Here is an 18413-nt window from a genome sequence, read left to right on the forward strand (position 1 = left end):
ACTTCTACTGCGGTGTAACCTTCTCTTCGAGTCTTCCGTATCGCTACGTTGTCATGTCTGAGGCGCGCTATTCTACAATCTTAAAAACCCCTGTCAACCCTTTAAATTGCTTTTAAGACAATGATTTGCGCTTGTTTCTGATTTCTTCTTGGGGAGAAGAAACCCGTGGGCTGACGTTGTTGCGGGGCGCACTTTACTAGCCTTTTCCTTACAGTTCAACGCCCTATCGAAAAAAAAGGCCCCGCGATGCGGGGCCTCCTTTATTACGCCAGTGGCTGGGCTCAGTGGAAGACGATTTCGTCGTTCTCCACCGTCGCCGCGACGCTGGTGCCAGGCATAAAGCTGCCCGACAGGATCAGCTGCGCCAGCGGGTTTTCGATCCAGCGCTGGATCGCACGTTTCAGAGGCCGTGCGCCATACACCGGGTCGTAGCCAACCGCGATCAGCTTGTCCAACGCCTCGCTGCTCAGCTCCAGGGCCAGCTCGCGCTCGGCCAGTCGGCTGCGCAGGCGACCCAGTTGGATCTCGGTGATGCCTGCGATCTGATCCCGTGCCAGAGGCTCGAAGATCACCACTTCATCGACCCGGTTGATAAATTCCGGGCGGAAGTGGCTGGTCAGCGCATCCATCACCGCAGCACGCTGGCCTTCACGATCACCGACCAATTCCTGGATCTGTGCCGAGCCCAGGTTAGAGGTCATCACGATCACCGTGTTGCGGAAGTCCACGGTACGCCCGTGGCTGTCCGTCAGCCGGCCATCTTCCAACACCTGCAGCAACACGTTGAACACATCCGGGTGAGCCTTCTCGACTTCATCCAGCAGGATCACCGAGTAAGGCTTACGCCGCACAGCTTCGGTCAGGTAGCCACCTTCCTCGTAGCCCACATAGCCTGGTGGTGCGCCGATCAAGCGAGCCACCGAGTGTTTCTCCATGAATTCGGACATATCGATCCGCACCATGGCCTCTTCAGTATCAAAGAGGAACTCGGCCAAGGCCTTGCACAGCTCGGTCTTACCCACGCCGGTCGGGCCGAGGAACATAAACGAGCCGCTCGGACGGTTCGGGTCGGACAACCCGGCCCGCGAACGCCGCACCGCGTTGGACACGGCCACCACGGCTTCTTCCTGGCCAATCACACGTTGGTGCAACAGGCTTTCCATCTTCAGCAGCTTGTCGCGCTCGCCTTCGAGCATTTTCGACACCGGAATGCCGGTCCACTTCGAGACGACTTCGGCAATTTCTTCCTCGGTCACCTTGCTGCGCAGCAACTGGTTCTCGGCCTTGCCGTGTTGGTCGACCATTTGCAGGCTGCGTTCCAGGTCCGGGATCACCCCATACTGCAACTCGGCCATGCGGTTCAGGTCGCCTTTACGGCGTGCAGCTTCCAGTTCCTGGCGGGACTGCTCGATTTTCTGCTGGATCTGCGCAGAGCCCTGCACTTCGGCTTTTTCCGAGGTCCAGATTTCTTCCAGGTCCGAATACTCGCGTTCCAGACGGACGATTTCTTCCTGGAGTTTTTCCAGGCGTTTTTTCGCCGCGTCGTCTTCTTCTTTCTTCAGGGCCTGGGATTCAACTTTCAGCTGAATCAGGCGCCGATCCAGGCGGTCGAGCACTTCCGGCTTGGAGTCGATCTCCATGCGAATGCGGCTGGCCGCTTCGTCGATCAAGTCGATGGCCTTGTCAGGCAACTGACGATCAGTGATATAGCGATGGCTCAATTTCGCCGCCGCAATGATCGCACCGTCAGTGATCGCCACCTTATGGTGGACCTCATAACGCTCTTTCAGGCCACGCAGGATCGCGATGGTGTCCTCTTCGCTCGGCTCTTCCACCAGCACCTTCTGGAAGCGACGCTCAAGGGCCGCATCCTTTTCAATGTACTGGCGATACTCGTTGAGCGTCGTGGCACCGACGCAGTGCAACTCACCCCGCGCCAACGCTGGCTTGAGCATGTTGCCCGCATCCATGGAGCCTTCGCCTTTACCGGCGCCGACCATGGTGTGCAGTTCGTCGATAAACAGAATGATCTGCCCTTCCTGCTTCGACAGTTCATTGAGCAGGGATTTCAGGCGCTCTTCGAACTCGCCACGGAACTTGGCACCGGCGATCAACGCCCCCATGTCCAGGGACAGCAGGCGCTTGCCTTTCAGGCCGTCCGGCACTTCACCATTGATGATGCGCTGAGCCAAACCTTCGGCAATCGCGGTTTTACCCACGCCAGGCTCACCGATGAGCACCGGGTTGTTCTTGGTGCGACGTTGCAACACCTGGATGGTGCGACGAATTTCATCGTCACGACCGATCACCGGGTCAAGCTTGCCGTCTTCGGCGCGCTTGGTCAGGTCGACGGTGTATTTATCCAGGGCCTGGCGCGACTCCTCATGGTTGGGGTCGTTCACCGCGTCGCCGCCACGCAGGTTGTTGATGGCATTTTCCAGGGCTTTCTTGCTCACGCCCTGGCCCAGCAACAACTTGCCGAGCTTGCTGTTTTCGTCCATGGCGGCGAGCAGCACCAGTTCGCTGGAGATGAACTGGTCGCCCTTTTGCTGGGCCAGGCGGTCCGCTTGGTTAAGCAGGCGCGCCAAGTCCTGGGACATATTCACGTCGCCGGTCGGATTTTGGATTTTCGGCAGTTGGTCGAGCTCTTTGCTCAACTCCTTGCGCAGGCTGTTCACGTCGAAGCCCACCTGCATCAGCAAGGGCTTGATAGAACCACCTTGCTGCTCCAGAAGCGCCTGCATCAAGTGCGCAGGTTCAATGGCCGGGTGGTCGAGGCCCACCGCCAGGGATTGAGAGTCAGATAATGCCAACTGCAATTTGCTGGTTAAACGATCAATACGCATTAGTCACCTTCCTTTTGAGCAGGCCGGAGATATAAAACATCCTGAATGAAGAAACCTGCCAGATACCCTTATAGATGGGGTGGATTCTGGGAGTTTCAAGCGCCGGGCAGTTGACGCAAGTCAGAAGAGTCTAGCGGTCAAGCCAGATAAGGGAGGCAAACCGGCCGGTACGAGGGCTGCGGCGGTAAGAAAAGAAGCGCGGATCGGTCACGGTACAGAAGCCGCCACCATAGACAGCGGTGACGCCGCGTGCGGCAAGGCGCAGGCGAGCGAGCTTATAGATGTCGGCCATGTACTTGCCGGGGTTGCGACTTGGCACGAAGGCTTCAGCGGTGATCGGCAGTTGCTGCATGAAGGCTTCACGCACTTCCGGGCCGACTTCGAAGGCTTGCGGGCCAATGGCCGGGCCGAGCCAGACCAGAACTTCGCCGGGCTCGGTATCCAGGCTTTCAAAAGCGGCTTCCAGCACGCCCGCCGCCAAGCCACGCCAACCGGCATGGGCTGCGGCGACGCGAGTGCCAGCACGGTTGCAGAACAGTGCGGGCAGGCAATCGGCAGTCATCGAGGTGCAAGCGATGCCAGGCGTGCTGGTCCAACTGCCATCGGCTTCAGCGGTGCGGGTTGGGTCAGCTTCGACCACAGTCACACCATGAACCTGACGCAGCCAGGCCGGCTGGATAGCAAAGGCATCACTTAAACGACGGCGATTCTCAAGGACGGCCTCCAGGCTGTCCTCGACGTGATCGCCCAGGTTGAGGCTGTCGAACGGCGCCAGGCTGACGCCGCCCGCACGGGTGGTAACGCAGGCTTTTACCCGAGCCGGCGCGGGCCAGTCAGGAATCAGCCAGTCACTCATCCGATAAACGCCTCGCGATCCTGCTTGAGCAGCGACAGCAACCAGACCAAATCGTCTGGCAGAGGCGATTCCCAGCTCATGCGCTTACCGCTCGTCGGATGATCCAGCTCCAGGAAACGTGCATGCAGTGCCTGGCGCGGGAACGACTTCAGCGATTCGACCATGGTCTGACTCGCCGCCGGCGGAATACGGAAGCGGCCGCCGTAGGCCGGATCTCCGACCAACGGGAAGTTGATGTGGGCCATGTGCACGCGAATCTGGTGGGTACGACCGGTTTCCAGCTTGACCCGCACGTGGGTGTGGGAACGGAAACGCTCCAGCACACGGTAGTGGCTGACGGCCTGCTTGCCGCCTTCCATCACCGCCATACGCTGGCGCTGCTGGCCGTGACGACCGATCGGCGCGTTAATCTTGCCACCGGCCACCACGACACCGATCACGATGCACTCGTAGATGCGGCTGACGCTGCGGCTCTGCAATTGTGTGACCAACTGCGTCTGCGCCTGAATGGTCTTGGCCACCACCATCAAGCCGGTGGTGTCCTTGTCCAGACGGTGCACGATGCCGCAGCGCGGGACATTGACGATGTCCGGCACGTGGTGCAGCAGGGCATTGAGCAAGGTGCCATCAGCGTGCCCGGCCGCCGGGTGTACCACCAGGCCTGCGGGTTTGTTGATGACCAGGATGTCGTCGTCTTCATAGACGATGTCCAGCTCAATGTCCTGGGCGATCCATTCTCCCTGGGCTTCCTGCTCGGCAGTCAGCTCAAGAATCGCACCGCCATGGACTATGTCTCGCGGGCGGATAACCGCTCCATCCACAGTCAGGCGGCCGTCTTTGATCCAGGCGGAAAGGCGCGAGCGCGAGTGCTCAGCGAATAATTGTGCGGCGACTTGATCGAGGCGTTGGCCGCCCAATTCGGACGGCACCTCTGCGCGAAGTTCAATTTTATCGGACATGCTCAGACTAGGCGTGGCACAGCCTTTGGTTTCGGCTGCGCGCTTGTGGTTAAATACGGCGTCTTTTGCCCCGAGGCTTTCAACGGGGCGCTCATCATAACAGGACGGCCCCGCCCAAGACAGCGGCCGTCATAGGGACGCAAGCCGCCATGCAAGTGAAACACCTGCTGCTGATCGCCATCCTCGCCATGACTGCTGCTTGCTCGTCAACAAAGGACGTCGTCGACGAAAACCTGAGCGAAGTCGAGTTGTACCAGCTGGCTCAGAAAGACTTGGACAATAATAGCTACACCAGCGCCACAGCCAAGCTGAAGGCACTGGAGTCGCGTTATCCGTTCGGCCGCTACGCCGACCAGGCGCAGCTTGAGCTGATCTACGCCAACTACAAGAACGCCGAGCCGGAAGCTGCCAAGTCCGCCGCCGAGCGTTTTATCCGCCTGCACCCGCAGCACCCGAACGTGGACTACGCCTACTACCTCAAGGGCCTGACCTCGTTTGACCAGGACGTTGGCCTGCTGGCGCGCTTCCTGCCGCTGGATATGACCAAGCGTGACCCGGGCGCTGCCCGCGACTCCTACAACGAGTTCGCCCAGCTGACCAGCCGCTACCCGAACAGCCGCTACGCGCCGGACGCCAAGCAGCGCATGATCTACCTGCGCAACCTGCTGGCCTCCTACGAGATCCACGTTGCCCACTACTACCTGACCCGCCAGGCCTATGTCGCTGCCGCCAACCGTGGCCGCTATGTAGTGGAAAACTTCCAGGAAACCCCATCCGTGGGTGACGGCCTGGCCGTGATGACCGAGGCTTACCAGCGCCTGCACCTGGACGACCTGGCCAGCACCAGCCTGGAAACCCTGAAGCTGAACTACCCCGATCACCCAAGCCTGAAAGACGGCCAGTTCGTGCCTCAGGTCGCCGAAGCGGACAACCGCTCGTGGCTGAGCAAGTACACCCTGGGCCTGATCGAATCCCGTCCACCGCTGCCGCCGGGCGAAACCCGCGCCAACCAGGACGTGATGAAGCAGTTCCAGGACGCCAAGGAAGCCATTCCTTCGGAGCTCAAGCCCCACGACGAGAACGGCGACGTAATCGAAGAAGAAGCCCCGCAAGCCCTGGGCAACAACCAGGACCGCTCGTGGTTCAGCTACATGACCTTCGGTGTGTTCGACTGATCCGTTGACGCAACGCAAAAAGGGAGCCCCTCGGGGCTCCCTTTTTTATGGGCAAGAATTATTGCGCTGTGCGCTTGCCATGTCCTTGGCTAAACTGGCGCATTCCTCGTCGAGAAGCTGCCCACCATGGTTCGTCTACTGTTCTGGATTGCCATCATTGCCGCCGCAGTATGGTTCTGGCGTAAATTCAAAAGCCCGGCTGCCAAACAGCAGCGCTCCGCACAACCCGACGCTGCACTGATGGTGCGCTGCGCCCACTGCGGCGTGCATTTGCCGCAAAATCACGCCCTGAGCTCAGGCCAGGCGTGGTATTGCAGCCAACCCCACCTGGAACAAGGGCCGAAGTCTATCCAGCGCTGATTCGACCTTGCGGGGCATACGGCGCCGGATCGATGATCGGCGCACGTCCCAGCAACAAATCGGCAAACAACTGGCAGGACGCCGGCGCAAGCACCAGGCCATTGCGGTAATGCCCGCAGTTAAGCCACAAGCCATTGAACCCCGGCACTTGGCCGATATACGGAATGCCTTCCGGCGACCCCGGACGCAAGCCCGCCCAATGCCCGACCACTTCGGCCTCGGCCAAGGCCGGAATCAGCTCGACCGCCGACGCCTTCAAGCTTTCCAACGCAGTGACGGTCGGCGTCTTGTCGAAACCCTCATGTTCCAGGGTGCTGCCAATCAAGATATGTCCGTCACGCCGCGGGATCGCATAACGCCCCTTGGCCAGGACCATGCTCGACAGGAAGTGCGCAGCACACTTGTACAAGATCATCTGGCCTTTGACCGGCTCCACCGGTAGCGACAAGCCCAGCGTGCCCAGCAACTCACCGCTCCACGCCCCCGCGGCCAATACCACGTGATCGCCGAGGATCGGGCCACCAGTGGTGCTCACCCCCACGACATTGCCGGCGTCCTGTACAAAACCGGTCACCTCGCATTGCTCATGCAGGATCACACCCGGCAACGCCAACAGCGCGGCCTTGAGGGACTTGACCAGCCGGGGGTTGCGCACATTGGCGACATTGGCCATGAAGATCGCCTGAGAATAGCCGCCGCCCAGCACCGGCACCGCATCATGGGCGGCCGAAACATCCACCTTGCTCAAGGGGCGGCCTTCCCGTGCCGCCCAGGCCAACGCTTCGGCCTCATCTTCCAGATCGAGCCAATACAAGCCGGTGGTGTGAACCTCAGGATCGACACCCGTGGCAGCAAACAAGCGCTCGGCCAGTTGTGGATAGAAATCCTGAGACCAATGGGCCAGCGCCGTGACCGCCGGGCTGTAGCGCCACGGGTACAACGGCGAAACAATCCCGCCGCCAGCCCAGGAAGACTCCTGCCCCACGCCAGCACGCTCCAGCAGCACCACCGCCTGCCCCTGGGTCGCCAGGTTGAACGCCGTCAACAAGCCGATTACGCCACCGCCGACCACCACCACTCGCTGTTGCTTAGCCATTATTCGATCCAGCCGATAAATAGGGACAAGCGCACCCGGCGCCCAATCATCCAGCACTGTCATCATTGCCCCCAGCACAGCGTGCGCGACATGTCCGGTGCTGCGCCAGGGTTGGCCCGCGCGCCGGTGCTGGTCAGGCTGAAGCCGCCGCAAGGGTCAGCGGCCATCACCGAATCAGCAATGGGCGTGGCCAGCAGGCGGAAATCCTGAGGGTTCAATACAGCGGTGATTCTATAGCGATCATTGCCCGCACTGACGCCGCTGGCGTCAATAAAACTGCCATTGCGTGCATAAAACCGCTCCAGGTGCTGCGCCTGCTCGGTCAACAGCGCGACAATTTGCCCGCGATAGACCTTTTTGACCTGGCCGCTATACCCGGGGTAAGCAATCCCGGCCAGCACCCCGATGATTGCCACGGCAACCAGTAACTCGATCAGGGTAAAACCCCGGCTGTCCTTGTCCATCCCACCGCTCCTTATTGAAGTTGCCGCCAGGCCACCCGCCGAAACCGCGAGCCGCCCTCCCCGTCTACCCGCGCGTACACGCTCTCCAAGACGGTACGGGATTGGCCGCTTAGCCCAACCGCAGTCACTCGATACACGGCGGCCGATACTTTCGGCGGTAAATGAGCCAGCCCCACGGCAGGCCCCAAGGACTGAATGCCGTAGAAGCCGCCCTTGAGCGCGACCCAGGTGACACCAGAAATCGGATTCGCGCCGGCGACATTCAATGAAAATGCTTCACCCGGCGGCGCGCAGGTGACGACGGACCGGCACAGCGGCAAGGCCGCCGATACCCGCTGTACGACCGACTCTCCCAACCTCAGGCCACTTTCGGCACTTTGCAGCGACTGGTTGCGATGCCACAGGCTCGCGGCGGCCTTCTGTTGGGACACCGCGCCCTGCATCGACGCCAAGCCGATCAGCGACAACAACAGCAGAAACACCAAGCTGATCAGCAGCACCATGCCCGCCTGCCGCACATCCGTACGTTGATAAATGCCCATGTCCGCCCTACCCCAGTCGGTTTCGCAGCGCGGCCACGACGCTGTAGGTTTGATCCTTGACCCGGCCCGTGGGGTCCTGCAGCGTCATCAGGATGCGTACGCTGCGGACCAGGGATTCATCCCCGGGACGGGCGTCATAACGCACCACTTCCAGCGAGTCAGGCTTGGCGGCCATGCCGAAGCTGATAGCGAATGCCTGCACGTTATCCACCAGCACCGCCTTGGCCGGTGCCGCAGGCGTACTGACCTTCAACTGGCCCGCTTCGAAGGTGTAGGTGATCTGGCGTAACGCAAAGCCAATCTGCCCAGGCAAAGGCATTGGCGCGCTGCCGGTAAACGCCTCGGCGATCCCCGTGCAATCGGAAAGCACCGTCCAGTCGGGTTTGCCGCCACCCTCGCCGATATCCGCCGTCACCAACGTCAGCGACGCTGAACCGTTCCCGGCACTCCAACGCACAGGCTGATCAAAGGCCGCCGGGGCATTCTCGATAAACGCCAGGCCCAGGCAGCCAAACATGCCCGCCTGGCGGATGTCCTGAATCATCTTGCCAAGGACAAACCGCGCATCATCCTGCAACAGCATCGCCGCCTGCTGGCTGGCCTGTGTCGCACGGGAGCTGATCACCACCTGGCTACCCCCAGCCACCAGTACCAGCCCGATGGCCAGCGCCAGCAGCAACTCAATCAGGCTGAAACCGCGAAGACGCAAGGTCATGGCAGCACTCCGGGCTCATGACCGATTCGGCTGGTCAGGGTAAAGGTCTCGCGTGCGTCGCTGGTGCTTGTGGCTCGCCGGTCATCCCAACTGATAGTGACGGTCACTTCATTGGCGCTGACCGCCACCGAGCCTTTGGCGCTCGGCCCGGCAAACCCGAGGATATTGGCTTCGAAATCATGCAGGTCCAGGTCACGCACACTGGCGCTGGCACTGCTGGCCGGTGCACGTTCTGCACGGCCCCACGCGTAGTCGGCAGCGGCGTTGGCGCGGATGCGGTCGAGCATGTCGTAGGCAATGAAACTGGCCTGGCTGACCATCCTGGAACTGTCGGTGTACTTGAGCGCATTGAGCTGGATAGCGGCCGCGCCCAACAGGCCAACGGCGAGAATCAACAGGGCGACCAGCACTTCGATCAGTGTCATGCCGGTTTGGCGCCGGGGCAAGGCGCTGGAAAAAAACGTGTCCGGGTAGGCAAGCATTACCATCGTCATCCGTGTCGAAGGCCAAAAAAGAAGCAGGAAAACCCGCTGTGCAGCCCAAGACTAGCGCCGGTTTTTCATCCGAGCTGCTACCGGAACAAAGGGAAATACTTTGGACAAAAAGGCCATCATCCAGGGTCAAGGCGCAGGCGCTATACCTAGGACTGCACCCACATCCACGGAGGGATGACCTATGCAACAACGCGGTTTCACCCTGATTGAACTGCTGCTCGGGCTGATCCTGAGCGGCATCCTGGCCAACCTGGCAGTACCCAGTTTCAGGAACCTGCTCGAATCACAGCAACGACATACCGCCGCACAATCCCTGGCGGGAGGGCTGCGCTACGCGCGTACCGAAGCCATCGCGCGCAACCGGGCCGTAGTCATTCATGCGCAGGACGAAGACTGGAGCCGAGGTTGGCGGGTGATCGTGGATGTAAGCGGGCGTGGCCACCTGGACGAGGGCAATCCAGTGTTGCTGGAGCACCAGGACAGCGGGCGCGTGGCGATTGTCGGCAATGGCCCGGTCAAGAGCCAGGTACGCTTCAGCGGGCTGGGCGAACCGGTATTTTCAGGCGGGGGGTTTCGGGCGGGCACTGTGCATGTGTGCGCCACCGACCAGGCGCAAAGCCAGTACCAAGTGGTACTGGCGCCCAGCGGGCGCATCAGCCTGCGCAGCGACAGGGCCGAGCAGGCGTTGTGCCGGAGCTACTCCGGCACCCTGGCGCTCAGAGCAACGAGCGAACCCGCAGCTCCTTGGGCATGGAGAAAGTGATGTTTTCTTCACGACCGGCCAACTCATCGGCACCAGTGGCGCCCCAGGCGTGCAACTGCTGGATCACACCGCGCACCAGCACTTCCGGGGCCGAGGCACCGGCGGTGATGCCGATACGTTCGACGCCATCGAACCAGCTGCGTTGCATGTCTTCCGCGCCGTCGATCAGGTACGCCGGTGTAGCCATGCGCTCGGCCAGCTCGCGCAGGCGGTTGGAGTTGGAGCTGTTAGGGCTGCCGACCACCAGGACCACATCGCACTCGTTGGCCAGTTGCTTGACCGCATCCTGGCGGTTTTGCGTGGCGTAGCAGATGTCGTCCTTGCGCGGACCACCGATGGCCGGGAAGCGACTGCGCAGGGCGTCGATCACGCGGCTGGTATCGTCCATGGACAACGTTGTCTGGGTCACGAATGCCAGGCGCTCGGGATTGCGCACCTGCAGGTTGGCGACGTCTTTTTCATCTTCGACCAGGTAGATGGCGCCACCATTGCTGGCGTCGTACTGGCCCATGGTGCCTTCTACTTCTGGGTGCCCGGCGTGGCCGATCAGGATGCACTCACGGCCATCACGGCTGTAGCGTGCGACTTCGATGTGCACCTTGGTCACCAGCGGACAGGTGGCGTCGAAGACTTTCAGGCCACGGCCTGCGGCCTCGGTGCGCACCGCCTGGGAAACACCGTGGGCGCTGAAGATGACGATCACGTCGTCCGGCACCTGGTCGAGTTCTTCGACGAAAATGGCGCCGCGGGCGCGCAGGTCTTCGACCACGAATTTGTTGTGGACGACTTCATGGCGCACGTAGATCGGCGGCCCGAAGACTTCCAGGGCGCGGTTGACGATTTCGATCGCACGGTCCACGCCGGCGCAGAAGCCACGGGGGTTGGCGAGTTTGATGTGCATGCTGTGCCTCGTGTCTTGCAGCCACTTGGGTTCAAGCTAGACGCTAACCCACCTGACAATAGAGATCAAAGGTGGGAGCGGGCTTGCTCGCGAATGCGGTGGGTCAGTAAATACATCTGTTGACTGACACTCAGCATTCGCGAGCAAGCCCGCTCCCACATTTTTAACCGCGTCGTTGATCAGAGCGCTTTAACGTCGATGATTTCAACGTCAAAGGTCAAGGTTTTACCGGCCAACGGGTGGTTGAAGTCGATGGTCACTTGCGTGTCATCGAAGGTTTTCACCACGCCAGGCAATTCGGTATTCGCCGCATCATTGAAGATCACCAGCAAGCCTTCCGACAGGTCCATGCCTTCGAACTGCGAACGCGGGATGATCTGCACGTTTTGCGGGTTGGGCTGGCCAAAGGCGTTTTCCGGCAGGATCTGCAGGTTGCGCTTGTCGCCCGCCTTGAAGCCGAACAGGGCTGCTTCGAAACCCGGCAGCAGGTTGCCGTCGCCGACCTTGAAGGTCGCCGGGGCTTTGTCGAACGTGCTGTCGACCGTGTCGCCATTCTCCAGGCGCAGTGCGAAATGCAAGGTGACTTCCGTGTTCTGGCCGATGCGTTGCTCAGCCAATACCTGATCAGTCATTGACGGTCTCTCCGGTTTTCTTACTTTTGAACATGTCCAACGCCAGCATGATCGCACCGACGGTGATGGCGCTGTCGGCAAAGTTGAACGCTGGGAAGTACCAGCGGTTCTGCCAATGCACGAGGATAAAGTCGATCACATGGCCCAGGGCAATGCGGTCGTACAGGTTGCCCAGCGCGCCGCCCAGCACCAGGGCCAGCGCGATGGCCAGCCAGGTGTCGTCGCGGCCCAGGCGCTTGAGCCAGACCACCAGCACCGCACTGACCACCACGGCGATCAGGGCGAACAGCCAGCGCTGCCAGCCGCCACCGTCGGCGAGGAAGCTGAACGCCGCGCCGGTGTTGTAGGCCAGGGTCCAGCTGAAGTAGTCGGGAATGACCACAATCTGCTGGTACATCTGCAAGGCGCCTTCGAAGTGAGCCTTGCTGACCTGGTCGATGACCAGGACCAGCACGCTCAGTACGAGCCAGCCCAGGCGTCCAAAACGACTGGCTGCATTAGGCATAGTGACGAACCTCGCCCGCACCGCTGATGTTGTCGACGCAACGACCACAGATTTCCGGGTGCTCAGGGTTCACGCCGACGTCTTCACGGCAGTGCCAGCAACGGGCGCACTTGGCGAAGGCCGACTTGACCACTTTGAGCTTCAGGCCTGGGACTTCGGTAGCGACCGCGTCCGCCGGGGCCTGGGCGAATGGCGCCAGGCTCGCGGTGGAGGTGATCAGCACGAAGCGCAGTTCGTTGCTCAGCTTGGCCAGGTCGGCTGTCAGGCCTTCCTCGGCAAACAGGGTGACTTCGGCTTGCAGGTTGCCACCGACGGCCTTGGCCGCACGCTGCACTTCCAGCTCCTTGTTCACCGCAACCTTGACGGCCATCACGCCTTCCCAGTACTCGCGGCCCAGTTCGAAGTCGGCCGGCAGTTCGGTCAGGCCTTCGTACCAGGTATTGAGCATCACGGATTCGTTGCGCTCGCCCGGCAGGTATTCCCACAGTTCGTCGGCGGTGAAGGCCAGGATCGGTGCGATCCAGCGCACCAACGCTTCCGAGATGTGGAACAGCGCGGTCTGCGCCGAACGGCGTGCCTTGCTGTTGGCGCCGGTGGTGTACTGGCGGTCCTTGATGATGTCGAGGTAGAAACCACCCAGCTCCTGCACGCAGAAGTTGTGGATCTTCGAGTAGACGTTCCAGAAGCGGTATTCGCCGTAGTTCTCCTGCAACTCGCGCTGCAGCAACAGGGTACGGTCCACGGCCCAACGGTCCAGGGCGAGCATGTCCTCGGCCGGCAGGATGTCGGTGGCCGGGTTGAAACCGGTCAGGTTCGACAGCAGGAAGCGTGCGGTATTACGGATGCGACGGTAGGCATCGGCGCTGCGGGCCAGGATCTGGTCCGACACGGCGATCTCGCCGGAGTAGTCGGTCGACGCCACCCACAGACGCATGATGTCGGCGCCCAGGGTGTCGTTGATCTTCTTCGGCTCGATCACGTTTTTCAGCGACTTGGACATCTTGCGGCCCGTCTCGTCGACGGTGAAGCCGTGGGTCAGCAGTTCGCGGTACGGCGCGTGGTTGTCGATGGCGCAACCGGTCAGCAGGGACGAGTGGAACCAGCCACGGTGTTGGTCCGAACCTTCCAGGTACAGGTCGGCACGCGGGCCGCTCTCGTGGCCCATCGGGTGCGAGCCACGCAGGACGTGCCAGTGGGTGGTGCCCGAGTCGAACCACACGTCGAGGGTGTCGCTGATCTTGTCGTACTGCGGCGCTTCGTCGCCCAGCAGTTCGGCAGCATCCATCTTGAACCAGGCTTCGATGCCTTCCTGTTCAACGCGCTGGGCCACGACTTCCATCAACTCGACGGTGCGTGGGTGCAGCTCGCCGCTTTCCTTGTTCAGGAAGAACGGGATCGGCACGCCCCAGTTACGCTGGCGCGAGATGCACCAGTCCGGGCGGTTGGCGATCATCGAGTGCAGGCGCGCCTGGCCCCAGGCCGGGACGAACTGGGTCTCTTCGATAGCCTTGATCGCGCGGTTACGCAGGGTGTCGCCGCTGGTGGGCTCTTTGTCCATGCCGATGAACCACTGCGCGGTGGCGCGGTAGATCAGCGGGGTCTTGTGGCGCCAGCAGTGCATGTAGCTGTGCTGGATGGTGGCGGTTTGCATCAGCGCACCGACTTCACGCAGCTTTTCGATGATCGGCTGGTCGGCCTTGAAGATGAACTGGCCGCCGAAGAATTCCAGCGACGTCGCGTAGACGCCGTTGCTTTGCACCGGGTTGATGATGTCATCGTTGACCAGGCCGTACTTCTTGCAGATCACAAAGTCGTCTACGCCGTAGGCCGGGGAGCAGTGAACGATGCCAGTACCCGAACCCAGCTCAACGTAGTCAGCCAGGTACACCGGCGACAGGCGGTCATAGAACGGGTGACGGAAGTTGATCAGTTCCAGCGCGGTGCCGGTGGTGGTGGCGATGACCGAACCTTGCAGCTCGTAGCGTGCCAGGCAGGCTTCGACCATTTCTTCGGCCAGCACCAGCAGGCGATCACCGACGTCTACCAGGGCGTAGGTGAATTCCGGGTGCACGTTCAGCGCCTGGTTGGCCGGGATGGTCCACGGGGTGGTGGTCCAGATCACGATGGCGGCAGGCTTGGCCAGCGATGCCAGGCCAAAGGCCTCGGCCAGCTTGGCGTCGTCGGCGATCGGGAAGGCCACGTCGATGGTCGAGGACTTCTTGTCTTCGTACTCGACTTCGGCTTCGGCCAGGGCCGAACCGCAGTCAAAGCACCAGTTCACGGGTTTGAGGCCCTTGAACACGAAACCGCCCTTGACGATTTCGGCCAAGGCACGGATTTCACCGGCCTCGTTCTTGAAGTTCATGGTCTTGTACGGGTTGTCCCACTCGCCAAGCACACCCAGGCGGATGAATTCGGACTTCTGCCCTTCGATCTGTTCGGTGGCATAGGCACGGCACAGTTCGCGGGTTTTATCCGCGCCCAGGTTCTTGCCGTGGGTCACTTCGACCTTGTGTTCGATCGGCAGGCCATGGCAGTCCCAGCCCGGGACATACGGCGCATCGAAGCCCGACAGGGTTTTCGAGCGCAGGATCATGTCCTTGAGAATCTTGTTCAGCGCATGACCGATGTGAATCGTGCCGTTGGCATAAGGAGGGCCGTCGTGCAGGACGAATTTCGGACGTTCCTTGCCAATCTCGCGCAACTTTCCGTACAGGCCAATACTGTCCCAGCGCTGCAGGATCTGCGGTTCGCGCTGTGGCAGGCCGGCCTTCATTGGGAAGGCGGTGTCCGGAAGGTTTAGCGTGGCTTTATAGTCGGTCATTTAAGGCTCTTCGGTTAGCGATGGGCGCTAGGTGCGGCTAGTGCACGGGCGGCGGCGACATCCGCATTGATCGCCGTTTTCAACGCCTCAAGGGAGGCGAAACGCTGCTCTTCACGCAGCTTTTGGTGGAAAACCACCGTCAAACGCCGGTCATACAAATCACCGGCAAAATCCAAAAGGTGAACTTCCAGGTGGGCCTTGCCATCACCTGCAACCGTGGGCCTGACGCCTATGTTGGCGACTCCCGGCCACGGTTGGCCGTCGATATCGACGCTGACCAGGTAAACCCCGGTGAGCGGCACACGACGGCGCTTGAGCTGCACGTTGGCGGTTGGCGTGCCCAGTTGGCGCGCCAGCTTCTGGCCGTGCAGGACCCGCCCGGCAATGCGGAACGGGCGACCGAGCAAACGCTCGGCCAACGCGAAGTCGGCAGCGGCCAGGGCGTTACGCACCTGGGTACTGCTCACGCGCAGGCCGTCCAGTTCGACGGTTTGCGCGGCTTCGACGGTAAAACCTTGGTTAGCGCCAGCCTTCTGCAGGAAATCGAAATCGCCGACGCGGTCGCAGCCAAAACGGAAGTCGTCGCCGACCTCCAGGTGCTGCACGCCCAGGCCGTCCACCAGGATTCGGTCAACGAACTCGGCGGCGCTGAGGCTTTGCAAACGCTGGTTGAAGGCCAGGCAGAGGACACGGTCCACGCCTTCTTCGGCCAGCAGTTGCAGCTTGTCCCGCAAGCGGGCCAGACGTGCCGGCGCCGTCTCGGGGCTGAAATATTCCCGCGGCTGTGGCTCAAATATCACCACGCAGCTGGGCACGCCCAACTCGACCGCACGCTCGCGCAGCCTGGCCAGGATAGCCTGGTGGCCACGGTGAACACCGTCAAAGTTGCCAATAGTGGCGACGCAGCCCCGATGCTGGGGGCGCAGGTTGTGGAGACCTCGAACCAGCTGCATAACGCGCTTCTTGCTCATAAAGTGGTCGATTATAACCACACCCAGCCCCGGACGACAGGCAACAGAACAGGCCAAATGGGTCGAATCGATAAAACAACGGTTTTATCGCGGCAAACGCTCTAGCCAATCGACTTGCGATTGAAATCCCGCAGGCGGAAGCCCTGCAACAGCAACATCCCGAAGTACACCACCACACCGGCCACGACCAGCACGCCAAGCCGCAAGAAACGCTCCAGCATATGGCCTTCGTCCCAGGCCGGCATAAAGTGCATCAGGCCGAGCAATACCGCCGACATTGCCGTCACCGCCACCACCAGTTTGAGGGCAAAAAGGCCCCAGCCTGGCTGCGGCTGGAACATCTGCTGCTTGCGCAGTTGGTAGAACAGCAGCCCGGCGTTGATGCACGCACCGGCGCTGATGGCCAGGGCCAGGCCGGCATGGGCCAGCGGGCCGATGAATACCAGGTTGAGCAGTTGCGTGACGATCAGCGTGAAGATCGCGATTTTCACCGGCGTACGGACGTTTTGCTGGGCGTAGAAGCCCGGCGCCAGCACTTTGATCACGATAATGCCGAGCAAACCGACCGAGTAGGCCACCAGCGCGTGCTGCGTCATCAGGGCGTCATGGGCATCGAACTGACCGTACTGGAACAACGACACGGTCAGCGGCTCGGCCAGAATCCCCAGTGCCAGCGCGCACGGCAACACCAGCACAAAACACAGGCGCAGGCCCCAGTCGAGGATGCGCGAGTATTCCTGGCGGTCCTTGCTGGCGTAGGTGCGGGCCAGGGTCGGCAGCAGGATGGTGCCCAAGGCCACGCCGAGCACGCCGGACGGCAATTCCATCAGGCGATCCGCGTAGTACATCCACGATACCGAACCCGAGACCAGCAGCGAGGCGAACGCGGTGTTGATGATCAGGGAAATCTGACTGACGGACACACCGAGGATCGCCGGCAACATATTGCGCATCACGCGCCAGACGCCGGTGTCCTTCAGATTGAGGCGCGGCAGCACCAGCATGCCGATCTTTTTCAGGTGCGGCAGTTGGTAGAGCAACTGTGCCAGGCCACCAGCCAGCACGGCCCAGCCCAGGGCCATGACCGGTGGATCGAAGTACGGCGTGAGGAACAGCGCGAAGAGGATCATGCTGACATTCAGCAGGGTCGGCACGAAGGCCGGCACCGAAAAACGGTTCCACGTATTGAGGATCGCCCCGGCCAGGGATGACAGCGAAATCAGCAATATATAAGGAAAGGTCACCCGCAGCAGGTCAGTGGTCAGCGCGAATTTTTCCGGGGTATTGGCAAAACCGGGGGCCGTCGCCCAGATCACCCAGGGTGCGGCGAGCATGCCGAGGACGGTTACCAGCATCAGCACCAGGGTCAGCAGGCCCGACACGTAGGCAATAAAGGTGCGCGTCGCTTCCTCGCCCTGCTGGGTCTTGTATTCGGCCAGGATCGGCACGAACGCCTGGGAAAATGCGCCCTCGGCGAAGATTCGCCGCAGCAGGTTGGGCAGTTTGAACGCGATAAAGAAGGCGTCCGTGGCCATGCTGGCACCAAAAATACGCGCCAGCAGGGTGTCGCGCACGAAGCCCAAAACCCGCGAGATCATCGTGATAGAACTGACGGCGGCCAACGATTTGAGGAGGTTCATTGAAAGAGTTTGCGCCTATTAGATAAACAGCAGGCGAACAACGCGCCTACTTATGCGATACTGCGCGCCTGCAACAGCACAGAGCCAAAGCTCGCGAGTTTACAGGTCAAGCGCCGGAAATAAATCACCCGCCTCTTCAGATCGACCACTCAGCAGTTCGCATCAGCCGCCCTTGACAACACATCAAGTCATCGGCATGATTCGCGGCCTATTTTGTTTGCTATTTCCTAAAAAGTCTTTCGAGGAGCTCGACGGTGGCCAACACACCTTCCGCCAAAAAACGTGCAAAACAGGCTGAGAAGCGTCGCAGCCACAACGCCAGCCTGCGTTCCATGGTTCGTACCTACATCAAGAATGTAGTTAAAGCCATCGACACCAAAGACGCTGAAAAAGCTCAAGCAGCTTACGTTCTGGCTGTGCCTGTTATCGACCGTATGGCCGATAAAGGCATCATCCACAAGAACAAGGCCGCTCGTCATAAGAGCCGTCTGAATGGCCACATCAAGGCTCTGAACGTCGCTGCAGCAGCCTAAGTGGTAACAACTGCCGCGTAACTCAGGTTGCGCAACAGTTAAGAAATGCCCCGTACCGAAAGGTTCGGGGCATTTTTGTTTGTGCCCGGAATCACCACAGCTCTCCTTGTAGGAGCGGCTTGTGTGGGAGCGGGCTT

At 61.0% G+C, this 18413-nt stretch carries 18 protein-coding genes; 4 read left to right on the forward strand and 14 right to left on the reverse strand.

Features of this window, described 5'->3' with window-relative positions; translation table 11 throughout:
- Positions 1–281: 281 nt before the first annotated feature.
- The 3 genes from clpB to rluD form a co-directional block, all read right to left on the reverse strand.
- Complete coding sequence (gene clpB, locus DBR46_RS19875) at positions 282–2846, reverse strand: ATP-dependent chaperone ClpB (RefSeq protein WP_017737922.1); 2565 nt, start codon at positions 2844–2846, stop codon at positions 282–284.
- A 130-nt stretch (positions 2847–2976) separates the two neighbouring features.
- A complete protein-coding gene (gene pgeF / locus DBR46_RS19880; RefSeq protein ID WP_124527530.1) occupies positions 2977–3702 on the reverse strand; it encodes a peptidoglycan editing factor PgeF in 726 nt (241 codons plus the stop codon).
- On the reverse strand, positions 3699–4661 hold the full coding sequence (gene rluD / locus DBR46_RS19885; protein WP_017737920.1) for a 23S rRNA pseudouridine(1911/1915/1917) synthase RluD: 963 nt from the start codon (positions 4659–4661) through the stop codon (positions 3699–3701). The genes pgeF and rluD overlap by 4 nt, the downstream gene beginning before the upstream one ends.
- A gap of 149 nt (positions 4662–4810) precedes the next feature.
- Here rluD and DBR46_RS19890 point away from each other — a divergent pair, with 149 nt between their 5' ends.
- Together DBR46_RS19890 and DBR46_RS19895 are read left to right on the forward strand one after the other, a co-directional pair.
- Entirely contained in the window at positions 4811–5836 is a 1026-nt protein-coding gene (locus tag DBR46_RS19890) for an outer membrane protein assembly factor BamD (RefSeq protein ID WP_124527531.1), read from the forward strand.
- Between the two features lie 126 nt (positions 5837–5962).
- Positions 5963–6196, forward strand: a complete 234-nt coding sequence (locus DBR46_RS19895; RefSeq protein ID WP_124527532.1) for a PP0621 family protein — start codon at positions 5963–5965, stop codon at positions 6194–6196.
- On the opposite strand, the gene thiO is transcribed toward DBR46_RS19895, so the two are convergent.
- From thiO to pilV, 5 genes are all read right to left on the reverse strand, one after another.
- Positions 6183–7292, reverse strand: a complete 1110-nt coding sequence (gene thiO, locus DBR46_RS19900; protein WP_124527533.1) for a glycine oxidase ThiO — start codon at positions 7290–7292, stop codon at positions 6183–6185. The genes DBR46_RS19895 and thiO overlap by 14 nt on opposite strands.
- A gap of 62 nt (positions 7293–7354) precedes the next feature.
- Positions 7355–7756, reverse strand: a complete 402-nt coding sequence (locus DBR46_RS19905; protein WP_124527534.1) for a type IV pilin protein — start codon at positions 7754–7756, stop codon at positions 7355–7357.
- 11 nt (positions 7757–7767) lie between these two features.
- Entirely contained in the window at positions 7768–8298 is a 531-nt protein-coding gene (locus tag DBR46_RS19910; RefSeq protein ID WP_256659341.1) for a PilX N-terminal domain-containing pilus assembly protein, read from the reverse strand.
- A gap of 7 nt (positions 8299–8305) precedes the next feature.
- Entirely contained in the window at positions 8306–9013 is a 708-nt protein-coding gene (locus DBR46_RS19915; protein ID WP_124527535.1) for a PilW family protein, read from the reverse strand.
- Positions 9010–9495, reverse strand: coding sequence for a type IV pilus modification protein PilV (gene pilV, locus DBR46_RS19920; RefSeq protein WP_124527536.1), 486 nt, complete (start codon positions 9493–9495; stop codon positions 9010–9012). Before pilV ends, DBR46_RS19915 begins: the two co-directional genes overlap by 4 nt.
- Positions 9496–9688: 193 nt before the next feature.
- Between pilV and DBR46_RS19925 the strand changes: the two genes are divergently transcribed.
- A complete protein-coding gene (locus DBR46_RS19925) occupies positions 9689–10270 on the forward strand; it encodes a GspH/FimT family protein (RefSeq protein ID WP_124527537.1) in 582 nt (193 codons plus the stop codon).
- Here DBR46_RS19925 and ispH read toward each other — a convergent pair.
- The 6 genes from ispH to murJ all read right to left on the reverse strand — a co-directional run bounded on the left by ispH (position 10224) and on the right by murJ (position 17743).
- Positions 10224–11171, reverse strand: coding sequence for a 4-hydroxy-3-methylbut-2-enyl diphosphate reductase (gene ispH, locus DBR46_RS19930; protein WP_124527538.1), 948 nt, complete (start codon positions 11169–11171; stop codon positions 10224–10226). The two genes, DBR46_RS19925 and ispH, sit on opposite strands and share 47 nt — an antisense overlap.
- Before the next feature lie 179 nt (positions 11172–11350).
- A complete protein-coding gene (locus DBR46_RS19935; protein WP_177325344.1) occupies positions 11351–11788 on the reverse strand; it encodes a peptidylprolyl isomerase in 438 nt (145 codons plus the stop codon).
- Positions 11789–11795: 7 nt separating this feature from the next.
- Complete coding sequence (gene lspA / locus DBR46_RS19940) at positions 11796–12308, reverse strand: signal peptidase II (RefSeq protein WP_017737909.1); 513 nt, start codon at positions 12306–12308, stop codon at positions 11796–11798.
- Entirely contained in the window at positions 12301–15132 is a 2832-nt protein-coding gene (gene ileS, locus DBR46_RS19945) for an isoleucine--tRNA ligase (RefSeq protein ID WP_124527539.1), read from the reverse strand. The genes lspA and ileS overlap by 8 nt, the downstream gene beginning before the upstream one ends.
- A 14-nt stretch (positions 15133–15146) precedes the next feature.
- On the reverse strand, positions 15147–16085 hold the full coding sequence (gene ribF / locus DBR46_RS19950) for a bifunctional riboflavin kinase/FAD synthetase (RefSeq protein ID WP_177414097.1): 939 nt from the start codon (positions 16083–16085) through the stop codon (positions 15147–15149).
- A gap of 119 nt (positions 16086–16204) precedes the next feature.
- Positions 16205–17743, reverse strand: a complete 1539-nt coding sequence (gene murJ / locus DBR46_RS19955) for a murein biosynthesis integral membrane protein MurJ (protein ID WP_124527541.1) — start codon at positions 17741–17743, stop codon at positions 16205–16207.
- Between the two features lie 254 nt (positions 17744–17997).
- On the opposite strand from murJ, the gene rpsT reads away from it, so the two are divergent.
- Positions 17998–18276 (forward strand): 30S ribosomal protein S20, encoded by a 279-nt coding sequence (rpsT, locus tag DBR46_RS19960; RefSeq protein ID WP_003171647.1) that lies wholly within the window; start codon positions 17998–18000, stop codon positions 18274–18276.
- The last annotated feature ends 137 nt before the right edge of the window (positions 18277–18413 follow it).

It is taken from the genome of Pseudomonas sp. KBW05 (assembly GCF_003852405.1).
Classification (GTDB): Bacteria; Pseudomonadota; Gammaproteobacteria; order Pseudomonadales; family Pseudomonadaceae; genus Aquipseudomonas.

What these genes read in the sequence shown, in the direction of transcription:
- clpB (WP_017737922.1), bottom strand. Translation starts at nt 2,846, where the DNA reads ATGCGTATTGATCGTTTAACCAGCAAATTGCAGTTGGCATTATCTGAC.
- pgeF (WP_124527530.1), bottom strand. Translation starts at nt 3,702, where the DNA reads ATGAGTGACTGGCTGATTCCTGACTGGCCCGCGCCGGCTCGGGTAAAA.
- rluD (WP_017737920.1), bottom strand. Translation starts at nt 4,661, where the DNA reads ATGTCCGATAAAATTGAACTTCGCGCAGAGGTGCCGTCCGAATTGGGC.
- DBR46_RS19890 (WP_124527531.1), top strand. Translation starts at nt 4,811, where the DNA reads ATGCAAGTGAAACACCTGCTGCTGATCGCCATCCTCGCCATGACTGCT.
- DBR46_RS19895 (WP_124527532.1), top strand. Translation starts at nt 5,963, where the DNA reads ATGGTTCGTCTACTGTTCTGGATTGCCATCATTGCCGCCGCAGTATGG.
- thiO (WP_124527533.1), bottom strand. Translation starts at nt 7,292, where the DNA reads ATGGCTAAGCAACAGCGAGTGGTGGTGGTCGGCGGTGGCGTAATCGGC.
- DBR46_RS19905 (WP_124527534.1), bottom strand. Translation starts at nt 7,756, where the DNA reads ATGGACAAGGACAGCCGGGGTTTTACCCTGATCGAGTTACTGGTTGCC.
- DBR46_RS19910 (WP_256659341.1), bottom strand. Translation starts at nt 8,298, where the DNA reads ATGGGCATTTATCAACGTACGGATGTGCGGCAGGCGGGCATGGTGCTG.
- DBR46_RS19915 (WP_124527535.1), bottom strand. Translation starts at nt 9,013, where the DNA reads ATGACCTTGCGTCTTCGCGGTTTCAGCCTGATTGAGTTGCTGCTGGCG.
- pilV (WP_124527536.1), bottom strand. Translation starts at nt 9,495, where the DNA reads ATGCTTGCCTACCCGGACACGTTTTTTTCCAGCGCCTTGCCCCGGCGC.
- DBR46_RS19925 (WP_124527537.1), top strand. Translation starts at nt 9,689, where the DNA reads ATGCAACAACGCGGTTTCACCCTGATTGAACTGCTGCTCGGGCTGATC.
- ispH (WP_124527538.1), bottom strand. Translation starts at nt 11,171, where the DNA reads ATGCACATCAAACTCGCCAACCCCCGTGGCTTCTGCGCCGGCGTGGAC.
- lspA (WP_017737909.1), bottom strand. Translation starts at nt 12,308, where the DNA reads ATGCCTAATGCAGCCAGTCGTTTTGGACGCCTGGGCTGGCTCGTACTG.
- ileS (WP_124527539.1), bottom strand. Translation starts at nt 15,132, where the DNA reads ATGACCGACTATAAAGCCACGCTAAACCTTCCGGACACCGCCTTCCCA.
- ribF (WP_177414097.1), bottom strand. Translation starts at nt 16,085, where the DNA reads ATGCAGCTGGTTCGAGGTCTCCACAACCTGCGCCCCCAGCATCGGGGC.
- murJ (WP_124527541.1), bottom strand. Translation starts at nt 17,743, where the DNA reads ATGAACCTCCTCAAATCGTTGGCCGCCGTCAGTTCTATCACGATGATC.